Raw genomic sequence first — 14,278 nt, 5'->3', positions numbered from 1 at the left:
TATAGCGGCATGTCCCGAACAAGTGCCTATGGAAACAGCCAGCCGCGCTGGCTGTTTCCTTTTGTGGTGAGTGTTGTTTTCGCGCTCAGCGCCCTGCCGCTCGGGCGGCTCGCCTATACCGGCATCATTTCGTCACTCAATGGTGACATATGGCGGCTTCTGGCCGATCCGGCCCTGTGGGATGCGGCGCTGAACACGCTCTCCACCTCGTTTTTCGGCATGCTGATCTCGCTTGGCATCGGCGGCGCCTTCGCGCTTTCGCTGACGCTCTGCGACATACGCGGCAAGTCGATCCTGAGCTTCCTGTTCATGCTGCCGATGATGATCCCGCCACAGGTGACGGCGCTGTCATGGATCGGCATGACCGGCCCGTCGAGCACGCTTTTGAAGGCTATCGGCCTTGCGCCGCCAATGGGGTCTCCGCAGCCGCTTTATTCCATTGCGGGCATCGCGCTTCTGCTCGGCGTGCAGCATGCGCCCCTTGTCTATCTGTCGCTGCGCGCCGGTCTGCTTGCTTTGCCGCAGGACGGCATCGAGGCCGCCAAGCTTTCCGGTGCTTCGCCACGCCGCGTGTTGTTCGATATCATCCTGCCGCTCTCCACGCCGGGATTGATTGCGGGCGCCGCGATCTCCTTCGTTTCCAATGTCGGCAATTTCGGCATTCCGGCAATCCTCGGCATTCCCGCCTCGATCTTCACTTTGCCGACGCTGATCTACAGCCGTTTTGCCAGTTTCGGCACCAGCACCTTCGGCGATATCGCCATTCTCTCCACCATGATCGCCATCATCTCCGTCGCTGGTCTCGCTTTGCAGGAACGGGCGATGAAAGGCAGGGACTATCGCATCATCGGTCTTTCCGGCAAGGCGGCGACCTTCCGGCTTGGGCTGTGGCGGGTGCCGGCGGAGCTTGCCCTGTGGCTCGTGCTGTTCTTCATGCTGGTGGCGCCGCTGACGGCGCTGGTGGCAAGCTCGCTCGCGCCTGCCTATGGCGTGCCGCTCAGCCTCAAGACCGCGACGCTGCATGCCTATGAGGAATTGCTTTACCGCCAGAGCGTGACGCGTACCGCCTTCCGCAACTCACTGTTTCTGGCGACGGCCACCTCGCTTTGCCTGCTGGCGGTGACGGTGCTGACGGCTTATTTCCTGGTGCGCGGCAAGAGCCGTTTCATGTTCCTGCTTTCGGCGCTGGTCGATATTCCCTATGCGCTGCCGGGGGTGGTGATTTCCGTCTCCTTCGTGCTGCTTTTCGCCGCTCCCATCCCGCTTGTCGGCATCACGCTTTACGGCACGATCTGGATCATTCTGCTCGCCTATTTCTCCTCCTTCTTCGCTGTGAGCCTCAAACCCATGGTCAGCGCCTTCCTGCAATTCGATCCGTCACTGGAAGAGGCGGCAAGGCTCTCCGGCGCCGGTTTCTGGCGGCGGCTGAAGGATATCATCCTGCCGCTGGTCGGGCCTGCGGCGGGGGCATCGGTCATCCTCGTTTTCCTGATCGCCTGCAATGAGCTGACGGTCTCGGCGCTGCTGTGGTCGGCCGGCACCCAGACGCTCGGCGTGCTCATCTACAATCTCGATGACAGCGGCAGCTTCGATCTTGCCTCGGCACTTTCGGTGCTTGTCGTCATCATGGTGATTTTCCTCATGGCCCTGCTGGAAATTCTGGGGCGCTATCTGCCGAAAGGAGTGGTCCCTTGGCGAAACTGATCCTCAACCGCCTGTCGAAGAGTTTCGGTGCCGGTTCGAAACCAGCCGTGGACGATGTGTCGCTGACGGTGCGCGATGGCGGTTTTCTCGCTCTACTTGGGCCCTCCGGCTGCGGCAAAACGACGGTGCTGCGCATGATCGCCGGTTTCGAACAGCCGACCGACGGTTCCATCCTGCTCGGCGAGCGGGTGCTGGCGGATGCTGGCAACATGGTGCCGCCGGAGCGGCGCAACATGGCGATGGTGTTCCAGTCCTATGCGCTGTGGCCGCATATGTCGGTCGCTGACAATGCCGGCTATCCCCTGAAAGTACGCGGCATTTCGGGTGAGAAATATCGCGAGAAGGTGCGGCTGGCGCTTGCCGCCGTCCGCCTCGAAGGCTTTGCGGACCGCCGTCCAGCGGAACTGTCCGGCGGCCAGCGGCAGCGTGTGGCGCTGGCCCGCTGCCTCGTCACGGAACCCGATGTGGTGCTGCTCGACGAACCGCTCGCCAATCTCGACCGGCATCTGCGGCAGGAGATGGAAGAGACGTTTCGCGAGTTTCATATCCGCTCCGGCGCGACGATGATCTACGTTACTCACGATCAGGCAGAAGCCATGGCGCTGGCAACGGATGTCGCCGTCATGTCGCAGGGCAAGCTGCTTCAGGTCGCACCGCCCGCCGAGCTTTATGCGCGGCCGGAGGGCCGGCTTGTTGGCTCGCTGGTGGGGCAGGGGGCAATCCTCACCATGCCGGTGCCGGAAGGCACTTCTCGGGATATCGAGTGGGCGACACTTCGGGCGGCGATGGAAAGCGGTCGGCAATTGCCGCAGGCTGACATTCTCGTGCGGCCGCAGGATGTGGTGCGGGATGCGGAGGGCATCACCTGCACCGTCACCTCGGTTCTCTATGAGGGCGAGCGTTATGCCCTGCGTCTCGACTTGCCGGACGGGCAGGTGCTTCGGGCGTATTCGCGGGAAGCTGTTGCAATAGGTGATCGTCTGTCGGTCGCCATTCGTGCGGCGTGGCGGCTTTAGGGTGAAAAGGGTTACTCCCTCATCCCTGTGCCTGTCACAGGGATCCATTCAGCCCAAGTCCTTGGGCTGAAAGGACTCTTCTCGCCGCGCGGACGCGCGTCGGCTGGATTCCTGTGACAAGCACAGGAATGAGGGTGGAGTATGCTTCAGCGTGCGGAGTCCTACGGTCCATTGTGGTTAATCTGATCGAACGCGACTTGCCTCAGGCTACTGGCGAGGCCGAACGGGAGCGGTTAAGCTTTCCTTGCAGCAATAGGATTGATTCATGTCGCTTCGGCTCGCCACCTTCAATATCGAAAATCTCCTCACCCGCTTTGATTTTACCGGCTTTCGCAACCAGACGCGGCGCGACAGGGCGATCCAGCTTTTCGATATTCGCGACGAGGCGACCTATCAGGCCTTGGAAAGCGCGCGGACAGTCTCTTCCACCGACGATACGCGCCAGCTTTCGGCGCTCGCCATCGCGGATGCGGATGCCGATATTCTCTGCTTGCAGGAAGTCGACAACATGGCCGCCCTGCAGGCTTTCGAATATGGTTATCTCTACCGGATGGTCGGCAACGGCTACCTTCAGAAATATCTGGTCGAAGGCAATGACAGCCGCGGCATCGATGTCGCCGTCGTCATGCGCGAGGAGACGCGTGACGGAGACAAGATCGAGGTCGTCGACATCAAGAGCCATGCCGCGCTGACCTATCGCAATCTCGATCTCTTCAACCCGGCGCTGGCGACAACCAACCAGATCGACGACAAGATTTTCAAACGGGATTGCCTGGAAATCGATCTGAGGATCGGCGGCAAGCCGCTGACGCTCTACGTCACGCATTTCAAATCCATGACCAATTCCCGCGATCCGGTCGATGCCCGGCTCGCCACCATGCCGGTCCGCGAGGCGGAGGCCATGGCCGTTCGCCGCATTATTGAAAACCGCTGGGGTGCGGGCAATGCCCGCAACAAGAATTTCGCCATCTGCGGCGACATGAATGATTATCAGGAACGCATCGCGATTTCCGGCGACCGGCGCAACGGCTACAGCTTTACGCCCGTCGAGGAGGCGAGGAGTGCACTCGATATCTTCACGGCTGATGAGTTTGTGACCAATCCGATGTTGCGCCGAGATGTCATGGACCGCTGGACGCTCTATCATTCGCGGGGCCCGCAGGAGCAGCACCTGTGCCAGCTCGACTATATCTGGCTTTCCCCGCATCTTGCGCAGATCAATGCGACGAGGGTTCCCGAAATCATCCGCGCCGGCCAGCCTTACCGTACGGTTTTTCCGCCGGGGCAGGAGGTGGAGCGTTATCCGCGCACCGGATGGGACCGCCCCAAGGCCTCGGACCATTGCCCTGTCGTGATGACGCTGGATCTGATCTGATCTGTCATTACAGGCTGCCTAGCCGTTGGCGACCTTCGGAAAGTAGGTTGCCCAGACCCTGTTGCGGCCCGCACGCTTGGCCTCGTATAGCCGGTCGTCCGCAATCGCGATCAGCTCGTCCCAGCTGTTGATTGCGCGCGCTTCCTGCCAGACCACGCCGAAACTCGCCGTCAGCGACAGCCCGCTTTGTTCATCGATGATCTGCGCTTCGATCAGGCGGCGCAGGCGATCTGCTGTGGCCGTGGCAGTGGCATGGCTGACATCCTGCAGCACGACCACAAATTCCTCGCCGCCATAGCGGGCCAGAATATCGTGCTTGCGCAATGCGCTCCTCAGGAGCCCAGCGGTCTTTTGCAGGGCGAGGTCACCCATGGCGTGGCCATAGCGGTCGTTGATCGATTTGAAATGATCGATGTCGACAATCATCACGCCCAGTGCCTGAAGCTGGTCCTCGCCGGTCAATATTGTGCGAACGGCTTTTTCCAGCGCGCGGCGATTGAAGACGCCGGTCAGCGCATCGGTTTCGGAAAGCGTGCGCAACTGTTCGGCCAGCGCGCGCTGCTGGTTCTCCATTTCCCCCTTCTGGCGAAGCTGTTCACGCAGGAAATCGAGTTCCTGGAACATCTTCTTCACTTCCGGGGCGACCCTGTCCTGACAGAGCGCCTCTGAAAGATCGCCCGCGGCGATCGCGGCGATCTGCGTTCTGACGGATTGCATGGGCTGGAACAGCGCCGTCCTGTAGACCGACGCCAGCCGCAGCAGGACAAGAACAGCGATGCTGGCGATCAGGAGCGAAACCCCGCCATAGATCAGCGCCTCCTGCTTCTTTCTCTCCATTTTGGCCCGGGTTTCCGCGAGAATAAGGTCGCGCAGCGTATCCGAGGTCCGCATGCCGAGAATATAGTTTTCGGAGAATCCGCGAACGCTTGGGCGGGCGGACGGCATGACGATCGCAATCGTGTTCTGCGCATAGCGAAGCGCCTGGCCGAAATAATAGGTCTCAAAATCGCGAAACGCCTTGTCCAGGCGCGGTGTCGACAAATAAGCGGCGGTATAATTCCACAGCGACGATTTGAGCAGCATGAGGCTCTGCATCTCGGTGTCGAACTTTGCGCGATAGCTTAGCTGGTCCTGTCTGTTCGCCTGCAGGCTCATGACCACGTAGGAGCCGAGGCGGCCGATCCTGTCACGCATCACACCGGCTGTACCCGTCATCGCAATGTCGATCGCGACATCCGGCGTCTTCATGATGATGGACCGTGCAGCCCTGCCGCGAAGCAGATTGATGCTATCCGCCGCCTTGAACATCGATTTAATGGCATTGGCCATGGCACTTTGACTGCGCGCGGCGGGCGGAAGCGCTGCAACCTGATCCACCGCCTCTCGCGATTGCGCCAGTTTTCGGCGGGTGTCGGCAACGGCTTTTGCAAGTTCAGGCTGAGTCGCGATCTCCACGGCGAAAGAGGCTTCCAATTGAGACAACTTGTCGTCCGTTGCCTTGCGCGCCGCCGCAAGACCCTCGACCAGCTTAACATCCGCAGAGGTTGCTCCCATCAGATTGTTGGCGGGGCCGCGCTCGGCTGACACCAGCCATGCGGATTGGAGAGCGGTTTCGAAGCGGGTGAGCTGCTCGGCATTGTTGCGATAGCGCAGGTAATTGGAGACGCTCGGCAGCGCGGCAAGGGTGGCCAGCAGGATAGAACTCACGGCGATGATGATCGTGCCTGTCAGCTGTATTTTCTGTATGCTCGCGCGCATCTGATGCGTTATTCCCGCTGGAATGGTTATGGTTTATCGCAATCTTAGCCGCCGCACGTAAATACTTCGCTTATTTTGCAGGGCTTTCGCATGGATTGCTTACATGCCGGCCAGCGCCCGGCCACGGTGTGGAAAACACGTCCAGCGATGGTGTGCGGACAATTTTCGCTTTACACCAACTCAGAATCTGATAGTTGGCAAGGCACTGGCTTGCCCTTGTAGCTCAGTTGGTAGAGCACCTGATTTGTAATCAGGGGGTCACGAGTTCGAACCTTGTCGGGGGCACCAGTATTTTCAAAGGCTTGTCCTTACCCCATCCGTTTTGTTAGCGTGTCTTTCGTCAATGCCTATGGCTTGATGTGATAGAGCTTGTGCACGATCGACCAGTTGCCCTCGCGTTCCAGCAACGACAGATATTCGTAAAAATCCATGCCGTCGAAACGGGTCGTCAGCTTCACAGAGGCGCTGTCGCCCTCCTTGTCGATTCCAAGGATTTCGAAGGTGGGGTCGTGATCGGGGAGGCCGCGTTCGCTTTTTCGCATCTGGTCGACGAAATCTTCGAGCGATAGCCATTCGGTTTCGCCTTCGTAAGTACCGACGATGTTGGCGCGCGGATCGAACACGTCACGCATCAGGCTCTCATCCGCATAGGCCATGGCATGCACATAGTCCGTGACGGTCTGGGTAATGGTTTGCGGCATCGGATCATTCCTCCCTTCAGATCCAAAAGCCAAGCTTACACCTGTTGATGACGTTCCACCATAACCCCCTGAAAACGTGCCGGTTACGTCTCTGGCAGTGCTGTTTCAGGAGCGGTTGCGGCAGGAATGGTGCGCGGTGGGCGGCATGTTTTGCCGCCGCTTTCCACAATTTTGTCCCGCCTGTGATTATAGTCGCCTTGGGTCCGACAAATTTCGGTATCAAGGGCTCTTCCGGCGGTTGCGACGCGGCATATGGCAAGGCTTTTGTGTGGGCTTTACCGGTTTAAGGGTCGGGGCGGGGTGCCGTGAGGGTGGATTTGGCCTATGATCCGCCCGTGCGGCGCAAGGGAATGGTGTAAGGCACGCGGGTAACATGTTGCGTTTGAAGGTGTTTTTGTGATCGATCCTTATGTTTTGCTTGGCGTGGAGCGCGATGCCGACGAGGCGGCGATCAAGTCGGCCTACCGGAAGGTTGCCAAGGCTGCCCATCCCGACAGCGGCGGTGATGGCGAGCAGTTCGCACGCCTGCAAACGGCTTACGAGCTTTTGAAGGATCCGGTGCGCCGCAAGGTATTCGACGACACCGGTTACGATCCGCAGCTTGCCGATGCCAAGGATCTGAAGGGCCTGCTGATGCTTGAAACGCTGGTCAACGAGTTCATTCTGGACGAGCGCGAGCCCGGCAGCTTCGACCCCGTGGCCGCCATGCGCCGCAAGCTGACCGACGATATTCTGAAGAGCCGTTTCCATATTCTCGAGCTGGAACGCCACCGCACACGGGTGCGTAAACACATGGACCGGCTGGGCAGGAAGCCGGAGACCGATGTGCTGAGCTCCATGCTGCGTGCCCGCAGCCAGTCCATTGCCGAAGCCATCCGCAATGCGGAAGCCCAGATCGAGGCCATCGAGCAGGCCTATACGATGCTGGAAGGCTATTCCTACGAACTGGAAAGCATATCGCTCTCCGAACCCTTGCTGAAAGGCGAGGCGGCGGAGTAGGCGTTGTCGCCGAGCCTCTTCAGGGACCGTTGACGAGAGCCAGAATGAGCTGGTGCACCCGGCCGCCCGGGGAAAGCTCGTCCCGGTCAAAATCGCGCCCGCGCTGGCGCTGCTCGTTGGAAAGCTCGCCCAGCCGCTGCTGCAGAACGACGCGGACCTTCTGACATTTCGGGTCGTTTTCCGCTCTGAGGCCGGTGCTGAAGGCCTCGATCTTTCTCACCATATCGAGAATGTGTTCGCCATGCACACGCTCATGGGTTTCGACGCCGGAAATGAAAGTTTTCCAGCTGGCGGCGACAGCCTGCGGCAATCTGGCCGGGGCTTTCGGCCAGGTATAGATGATGGTGAGATTGGGCCGTGCCGTTGCCAGCACGCAGGCGCCGTCCGGCCGCGGGCGGTAGTCCCGCCGCCATGTCAGCTTGAAGGTGGTGTGGGCGATGGCCTGCACGCCGGCTGTCGGGCCGCGTTCGCCGATGGACTGGTAAAGGGCACCGCCCGTATCGCCGCTGATCGCATAGGTTTTAATCTGCTCTGCGGGCTTCCAGTCGGCTGTCTGTGCTGACAGCGGAAGGGCACTCAGCAATATCGCCACAGCGCTGATGGTGAGGGAAGAGAGAGTTTTGGCGGGCACGCATCGATCCTTGGTGTCTTGCGCGCCGAAGATAGGCGAGAGCCGGGCTGCTAGGCAAGCGCAGCGAGAGAAGGATTGCCGGAAACTGCGCGAAAATTCCACGCACGAAAAACCCCCGCGACGGATCGCGGGGGTCAAGCTTGCGACTGCAGGGGTATCAGTCGTCCAGCTTGTCGTAGTCGAGCTTGGGCGCGTTTTGCAGCGCTTCCTTGGTGGTGTCGACATAGGCCTTCCAGGTGCCGTTGTCGTTGTGAACCGCGACGGAAGCCGGGTCGAGCACCACATAGCTCTTGTCGATGCCGAGGAAGCCGCCAACGCTTGCAACCAGGCCGATCACAGATTTGCCGTCGCCGATCACGACATCCTCGATTTCGCCGATATTTTCATTCTGGGCGTTATAGATATCCAGACCGTCGAGCTGGGAGGCGGTGAGGTCGGTCTTCTGGACATTGACGAATTTCAGCGGGCCGTTGGCCTTGGTGCCCATGGTGATACCCGGACCGGACAAAGTGGCATCGGCGCCGGCAGCAGGGGCGGTGGCAGCCGTCTGGGCAAATGCCACGGAAGACGTGAGCGCTGCTGCGGCAGCGAGAGCGATGACCTTGATTTTCATGATGTTTCTTCCCTTTGTATGCTGAACCTTGCGTTCGGGGAAGAAACGGTGGAGCGTGAATTTGGTTCCGCATGGGACGACAGGAAAATTTGGTTTATGCTGGTATAGGGAGCACTGGCACGAGGAAACGGGGAGGACGTTATGGCAAAAAATACGATCAGCAGGGACGCGGAAGAGACCGCACCATCGGTTCTCATCGACCGGAAGATCGCGGAGCTTGGCGACTGGCGGGGCGAAACGCTCGCCCGCATCAGAGCGCTGATCAGGAAGGCCGATCCGGATGTGACGGAGGAGGTGAAATGGCGCGGTGTGCCCGTCTGGGAGCATGCCGGCATCATCTGCACCGGCGAGACCTACAAGAGCGCCGTGAAGATGACGTTTGCCAAGGGTGCCGCACTCGAGGACCCGGCCGGTCTTTTCAATTCGAGCCTTGAGGGTAATACGCGGCGCGCCATCGACTTTCACGAGGGAGATGAGATCGACGGGGGGGCGCTTATGGCGCTGATCCGCTCGGCCGCCGCATTGAACCTTGCCGGAAAAGCCGGGAAAAAGCCGGCGAAGAGCCAGGCTGAATAGTCCAGAAGGTGGTCAATCCTTCGCGATGTCCGTTGCCTTGTCCCATTCCCCGTCGATGAACTTCAGTGCGTCGATGATCGAAACCTTCCAGACGGACCAGACATGATCACCATCGGTGATCCGCAATTCCGATTTGCGGTCATCGGCCTGGAGCGTTTCGTGCAGGGCGATGGCGCCGCGCCAGAGGAAGAAACCATCGTCGTCGCCGACCGTCAGATAGGTGGCAGGCAAATCCTGGCTTTCGGCGACGTGCTGCGCGACGAGCGTGAAGACGTTCTTTTCGTTGAAAAGTCTTGCGTCGAAGGGCGTGCCGAAGGCACCGGAGAAGTGATCGCCGGTGGAGGGCAGTACGACGCCGCTGGTGACGGTGGTGCGGTCGACGCGGTGGAAGAAGGCGCTATCCTGAATGAGCTTCAGTTCGGCGGGGGTCTTGTCTAGATCAGAGGCGGGCACGTTCTGCCAGATTGCGCCGGACAGGCTGGCCACTGCGCCATAGAGGTCCTCGTGGCCATAGGCCAGATGCAATGCACCGAAACCGCCCATGGAAAGTCCGGCAATGGCGCGCCCTTCGCGGTCTTTCCGCACCGGCAGCGTTTTTTCCATCTGATGGCGCAGATCGCCGGTCAAAGCAGTCTCGTAGTCGCCGGGACCGCCGACGGCGGCGGAATCCACATACCAGCTGTTCTTGACACCAGGCATCACGACGACAAGCGGGCGGATGGCACCGGCCGCGATGAGCGTATCGAGCGTCTTTTCGATATTGCCGAGATCGCGCCAGCTGTTCTGGTCGCCATCGTGGCCGTGCAGGAGATAGAGCACCGGCCAGCCGTTTTCCGGTGGAGCGCCATCCGGGCGGTAGATGTTGACGGGGAGCGGCGCATTCAGGGCCGCACTGTGGAACGTGGCGTCCTCGATCTGGCCGGCAAAGCTCGGGGTGCAGGAGAGGAAAAGGTATGAGAGGGCCAGATTTCTGAGATGCATGCCGTGTCTCCTTGCTGCTTGCCATTCCATAAGGGCGGTCAACGTTCAAGGGAACCGTGAGTTCCGGAAGACGTAACACTGCTGCAATGTCACTCCCTGACATCTGAGGACCGGTATGACGGTGTCAGGTCCGGAAAGGATTGTTCCCGCCAAGGCCATTGCACACATTTGATAATTTCGGATTTAGAACATGGTGCCATTGATGTTATCGCGTTTCACACGATCGCTTATTTTACTTTTTTTCCTTACCGGCTGCATGACCACGCCCATCTCGAGTATTCCCAAGCTGATGCGGCTCGACTTTCTGACGATGAATTTCGAGCATGTGCGTGTAGGGTTGCAGCTTCCTGCCCATCTGTCGTTGGGTTCCGGTGATGCGGTGATGATTATTCGCAGCGTTACAGACGGCGTAAAGGGTGAGACTGTTGAGACATTTGCGTTGATCGAGGATAAGGACGTCGCTGCCCGCGCGCAGTTCCACGCGGAAAAGCGGGCGGGGACCGCCACAAGCGTGTGGAGAATAAAGCCTGAAGAGGTTTCACGGCTTGCAGCATTGCAGGAGAAGGTGCGCCTCTCCCGCATCGAGGGGCCGCGCATCAGGGGGAGTACTGAGATCGAGATATTGCGGGCCTGTGTCAAAGGCGTTCTCCCGACCGGCCCGGTCTATTTCTCGACTTACATCAAGCCTGCGGAAAATGAAGACTACATTGCCATGACCGTGGATGCGGATCTGACGAAAGTGTTTGGCGCGGGCCAGGTCGCGGCGCGGATCAGACAGTGCGGCGGCTGATCGCCGTTGCCGGAGCGCGTGAGTGCTCCGGATACATAACTGGCACTGAATATCACCGGGAGGGCGTCAGCGCCCCGGCCGGCCCGTCTTGCCTTTCGTTCGGCTTTTGCGCTTCTGCTCGCCGGGGTCCTCATAGGAACCCGCGCCGATCTTGCCGCGCACTAGAGGGCGGGGATCATCGGTCGCGCGTTCTGGCTGACCTTCCATGAGCGGTGAGAAACGTTTGCCGGCCCCTGTCTCGGGCTTGCCGGGAACTTCGCCACGCACGGGTTTTTCGGTCCTGCCCACGGTCATCTCGTCCAGCGTGTTCTTGCGGAACAGGGGCTTGCCCGCGTCCGAACCGGGGCCCATTTCGTCCAGTGCCGGTTTGGCGAAGAGGGATTTTTCACCTGTGGCGGTCTCTGTCCTACCGGATGTCTCCGCCTCCGGGGAGATCGACAAGTGGCTGCGTCTGTTGTTTTTTCCACCGCCTTCGATGGCGCGGGCCTCTTCCTTCGCCATCGGGTCATCCATGGTGGCGAGTTCGGCGGCCTTGAGGCGCTTGATTTCGTCGCGCAGGCGGGCGGCCTTTTCGAAGTCGAGGTCGGCTGCGGCATCGCGCATGGATTTTTCCAGCGCGTTGAGGTGGGACTGCAGATTGTTGCCGACCAGATGGCCGCCATCGGCGAAGCCCTTGCCGGAAGCGCCTGATATATCGGCCCTTACGTGGTCCCGCTCATAAACAGAATCAAGAATATCGGAAATTTTCGCCTTGACCGATTCCGGCGTGATGCCGTGTTCGGCGTTATAGGCCATCTGCTTTTCGCGGCGGCGGGAGGTTTCCTCCATCGCGCGCTTCATCGAGCCGGTAATGTTATCGGCATAAAGGATTACCTTGCCGTCGACGTTACGGGCCGCGCGGCCGATTGTCTGGATCAGCGAGGTTTCCGAGCGCAGGAAGCCTTCCTTGTCGGCATCGAGGATCGCCACGAAACCGCATTCGGGAATATCGAGACCTTCGCGCAGAAGGTTGATGCCGACAAGCACGTCGAAAGCGCCGAGGCGCAGATCGCGGATGATCTCGATGCGCTCCAGCGTATCGATATCCGAGTGCATGTAACGCACGCGAACGCCCTGTTCGTGCAGATATTCGGTCAGGTCCTCGGCCATGCGCTTGGTCAGCACGGTGCAGAGCGTGCGATAACCCTTGGCGGCGGTCTCGCGGATTTCTCCGAGAACATCGTCCACCTGGCTACGGGCGGAGCGCACTTCCACCGGCGGATCGATAAGGCCTGTCGGGCGGATGACCTGTTCGGCAAAGACGCCGCCGGCCTGTTCCATCTCCCACGAGCCGGGGGTGGCCGAAACCGCGACCGTCAGCGGACGCATCGCATCCCATTCCTCGAAACGCAGCGGCCGGTTATCCATGCAGGAGGGCAGGCGGAAGCCGTATTCGGCCAGCGTCGCCTTGCGCCTGAAGTCGCCGCGATACATGCCGCCGATCTGGCTGACGGAGACGTGGCTTTCGTCGATGAACAGCAGGGCGTTGTCGGGGATATATTCGAACAAAGTCGGCGGCGGTTCGCCTGGGTTACGGCCGGTGAGATAACGCGAATAGTTTTCGATACCGGCGCAGGAGCCGGTCGCTTCCAGCATCTCGATATCGTAACGGGTGCGCTGCTCAAGCCTCTGGCCTTCCAGCAGGCGTCCTGCTTTCTCAAGTTCGGCGAGGCGGACCTTTAACTCTTCCTTGATCGACTTGATCGCGCCGTTCAGCGTCGGGCGCGGGGTTACATAGTGCGAATTGGCGTAAATCTTGACCGATTGCAGGTCGCCGGTCTTCTGGCCCGTCAGCGGATCGAATTCGGTGATGGAATCGATCTCGTCGCCGAACATCGAGATGCGCCAGGCGGCATCTTCAAGGTGGGCGGGGAAGATTTCGATGGTATCACCGCGCACACGGAACGAACCGCGCTGGAAATCCATGTCGCGGCGCTTGTATTGCTGGGCGACGAGGTCGGCCAGAAGCTGGCGTTGGTCCAGCCGGTCGCCCACCTGCATCTGGAAGGTCATGGCGGTGTAGGTTTCCACCGAACCGATACCGTAGATGCACGACACCGAAGCGACGATGATGCAGTCGTCGCGTTCCAGCAGCGAGCGGGTGGCGGAGTGGCGCATCCGGTCGATCTGCTCGTTGATCGAGGATTCCTTCTCGATGAAGGTGTCGGAGCGCGGCACATAGGCTTCCGGCTGGTAATAATCGTAATAGGAGACGAAATATTCCACCGCATTGTCGGGGAAGAAGTTCTTGAACTCCGAATAGAGCTGCGCGGCCAGCGTCTTGTTGGGGGCGAGGATGACGGCGGGGCGCTGCGTTGCTTCGATCACCTTGGCCATGGTGAAGGTCTTGCCGGAGCCGGTGACGCCGAGCAGCACCTGGCTGCGCTCGCCGGAATCGATGCCCTCCACCAGGTCGGCAATGGCAGTCGGCTGGTCGCCGGCGGGCTGGTAGTCGGAGGCCATGCGGATGGCGACGCCACCTTCCGATTTCGGCGGCCGGGCCGGGCGGTGCGGCGTCCAGAGCTTGCCGTCCTTGAACAGCGGATTGCCGCTCTCGATCAGTTTCGACAGCGCATCCACCGTTGCGGTGACGGCGCCCGGCGCGAGATTGGCGGCTTCCTCCAGCGACACGTCCATGCCCGCGACCGGATTGAGACCGGCGGCGGCCCGGGTTTTCGGATCGCTCGACGCGCCGATGGAAACGCCACGGGAAGTCTTGGACGCGGTGGTGTTCTTCGCTGTCTTCGAGGCCGCCTTTTCCGCTTCCTTGCGGGCTTCGATCTCGATCTTCTTGCGGTGCTTGCCCGCTTTTGAGGCGACTTCGCGCTGGGTTTCCACCGAGCCCGCCTCGGCTTCCGCCTCCAGCTGCTTCACCCAGTCGGCGACGCTGCCGCTGAGCGGCGCGCCTTCGAACGACGATTGCGGGGCTTCCTCGAAGCCGGAGTTCGAGGGCGAAGGTTTTTTCGGTGATCTGGCCATGCGCGAAATATGGAGGGAGTCACGCGCAAAGGGAAGGGGAGGCCGCGAAAAAATGAGTACAAAAAGGAAACAGGCATGCGGAACAAAATTAAGGCGGATGCGTTGCGTAGCGGCTG

Annotated in this window: 12 protein-coding genes and 1 tRNA gene; 7 read left to right on the top strand and 6 right to left on the bottom strand. The window is 60.3% G+C overall.

The genetic code is table 11. From position 1 onward, the window contains the following. The first annotated feature begins 9 nt into the window (after positions 1-9). From OK142_RS10560 to OK142_RS10550, 3 genes are all read left to right on the top strand, one after another. Positions 10-1,704 carry an ABC transporter permease gene (locus tag OK142_RS10560; RefSeq protein ID WP_498682627.1) on the top strand — a complete coding sequence of 565 codons (1,695 nt, stop codon included), beginning with the start codon at positions 10-12 and terminating at the stop codon, positions 1,702-1,704. Continuing rightward, the gene (locus OK142_RS10555; protein ID WP_498682625.1) at positions 1,692-2,720 is read left to right on the top strand and encodes an ABC transporter ATP-binding protein; all 1,029 of its coding nucleotides are present in this window, start codon (positions 1,692-1,694) and stop codon (positions 2,718-2,720) included. The genes OK142_RS10560 and OK142_RS10555 overlap by 13 nt, the downstream gene beginning before the upstream one ends. Positions 2,721-2,985: 265 nt before the next feature. Beyond that, the gene (locus tag OK142_RS10550) at positions 2,986-4,095 is read left to right on the top strand and encodes an endonuclease/exonuclease/phosphatase family protein (RefSeq protein WP_498682622.1); all 1,110 of its coding nucleotides are present in this window, start codon (positions 2,986-2,988) and stop codon (positions 4,093-4,095) included. Positions 4,096-4,113: 18 nt separating this feature from the next. Here OK142_RS10550 and OK142_RS10545 read toward each other — a convergent pair whose 3' ends face one another. Beyond that, a complete protein-coding gene (locus OK142_RS10545; RefSeq protein ID WP_444567236.1) occupies positions 4,114-5,853 on the bottom strand; it encodes a GGDEF domain-containing protein in 1,740 nt (579 codons plus the stop codon). A 212-nt stretch (positions 5,854-6,065) separates the two neighbouring features. Between OK142_RS10545 and OK142_RS10540 the strand changes: the two genes are divergently transcribed. Next, positions 6,066-6,141, top strand: a tRNA-Thr gene (locus OK142_RS10540). Positions 6,142-6,200: 59 nt separating this feature from the next. On the opposite strand, the gene OK142_RS10535 is transcribed toward OK142_RS10540, so the two are convergent. Further along, entirely contained in the window at positions 6,201-6,554 is a 354-nt protein-coding gene (locus OK142_RS10535; protein WP_498682620.1) for a nuclear transport factor 2 family protein, read from the bottom strand. A 396-nt stretch (positions 6,555-6,950) separates the two neighbouring features. Here OK142_RS10535 and OK142_RS10530 point away from each other — a divergent pair, with 396 nt between their 5' ends. Then, positions 6,951-7,553 (top strand): J domain-containing protein, encoded by a 603-nt coding sequence (locus tag OK142_RS10530; RefSeq protein ID WP_003495086.1) that lies wholly within the window; start codon positions 6,951-6,953, stop codon positions 7,551-7,553. Between the two features lie 19 nt (positions 7,554-7,572). Here OK142_RS10530 and OK142_RS10525 read toward each other — a convergent pair whose 3' ends face one another. Both OK142_RS10525 and OK142_RS10520 read right to left on the bottom strand, forming a co-directional pair. Beyond that, the gene (locus tag OK142_RS10525; protein ID WP_498682617.1) at positions 7,573-8,184 is read right to left on the bottom strand and encodes a DUF922 domain-containing Zn-dependent protease; all 612 of its coding nucleotides are present in this window, start codon (positions 8,182-8,184) and stop codon (positions 7,573-7,575) included. 157 nt (positions 8,185-8,341) lie between these two features. Beyond that, entirely contained in the window at positions 8,342-8,797 is a 456-nt protein-coding gene (locus OK142_RS10520; RefSeq protein ID WP_003495090.1) for a PRC-barrel domain-containing protein, read from the bottom strand. Between the two features lie 141 nt (positions 8,798-8,938). Between OK142_RS10520 and OK142_RS10515 the strand changes: the two genes are divergently transcribed. Next, positions 8,939-9,373, top strand: a complete 435-nt coding sequence (locus OK142_RS10515; protein WP_498682615.1) for a DUF1801 domain-containing protein — start codon at positions 8,939-8,941, stop codon at positions 9,371-9,373. Positions 9,374-9,385: 12 nt separating this feature from the next. Here the strand turns inward: OK142_RS10515 and OK142_RS10510 are convergent, their stop codons facing one another. Then, a complete protein-coding gene (locus OK142_RS10510) occupies positions 9,386-10,354 on the bottom strand; it encodes an alpha/beta hydrolase (RefSeq protein ID WP_498682613.1) in 969 nt (322 codons plus the stop codon). Positions 10,355-10,544: 190 nt separating this feature from the next. Here OK142_RS10510 and OK142_RS10505 point away from each other — a divergent pair, with 190 nt between their 5' ends. Further along, the gene (locus OK142_RS10505) at positions 10,545-11,144 is read left to right on the top strand and encodes a hypothetical protein (protein ID WP_498682611.1); all 600 of its coding nucleotides are present in this window, start codon (positions 10,545-10,547) and stop codon (positions 11,142-11,144) included. A 66-nt stretch (positions 11,145-11,210) separates the two neighbouring features. Here the strand turns inward: OK142_RS10505 and uvrB are convergent, their stop codons facing one another. Further along, positions 11,211-14,162: an excinuclease ABC subunit UvrB gene (uvrB, locus tag OK142_RS10500; RefSeq protein ID WP_498682609.1), complete on the bottom strand. Its 2,952-nt coding sequence runs from the start codon at positions 14,160-14,162 to the stop codon at positions 11,211-11,213. Positions 14,163-14,278 lie beyond the last annotated feature (116 nt).

This window comes from Agrobacterium sp. BT-220-3, from assembly GCF_025910175.1.
GTDB classification, from domain to species: domain Bacteria; phylum Pseudomonadota; class Alphaproteobacteria; order Rhizobiales; family Rhizobiaceae; genus Agrobacterium; species Agrobacterium oryzihabitans.
This window is presented reverse-complemented; position numbering and strand designations above follow the sequence as displayed.

What these genes read in the sequence shown, in the direction of transcription:
- OK142_RS10505 (WP_498682611.1), top strand. Translation starts at nt 10,545, where the DNA reads ATGGTGCCATTGATGTTATCGCGTTTCACACGATCGCTTATTTTACTT.
- OK142_RS10560 (WP_498682627.1), top strand. Translation starts at nt 10, where the DNA reads ATGTCCCGAACAAGTGCCTATGGAAACAGCCAGCCGCGCTGGCTGTTT.
- OK142_RS10520 (WP_003495090.1), bottom strand. Translation starts at nt 8,797, where the DNA reads ATGAAAATCAAGGTCATCGCTCTCGCTGCCGCAGCAGCGCTCACGTCT.
- OK142_RS10550 (WP_498682622.1), top strand. Translation starts at nt 2,986, where the DNA reads ATGTCGCTTCGGCTCGCCACCTTCAATATCGAAAATCTCCTCACCCGC.
- OK142_RS10545 (WP_444567236.1), bottom strand. Translation starts at nt 5,853, where the DNA reads ATGCGCGCGAGCATACAGAAAATACAGCTGACAGGCACGATCATCATC.
- OK142_RS10535 (WP_498682620.1), bottom strand. Translation starts at nt 6,554, where the DNA reads ATGCCGCAAACCATTACCCAGACCGTCACGGACTATGTGCATGCCATG.
- OK142_RS10515 (WP_498682615.1), top strand. Translation starts at nt 8,939, where the DNA reads ATGGCAAAAAATACGATCAGCAGGGACGCGGAAGAGACCGCACCATCG.
- uvrB (WP_498682609.1), bottom strand. Translation starts at nt 14,162, where the DNA reads ATGGCCAGATCACCGAAAAAACCTTCGCCCTCGAACTCCGGCTTCGAG.
- OK142_RS10510 (WP_498682613.1), bottom strand. Translation starts at nt 10,354, where the DNA reads ATGCATCTCAGAAATCTGGCCCTCTCATACCTTTTCCTCTCCTGCACC.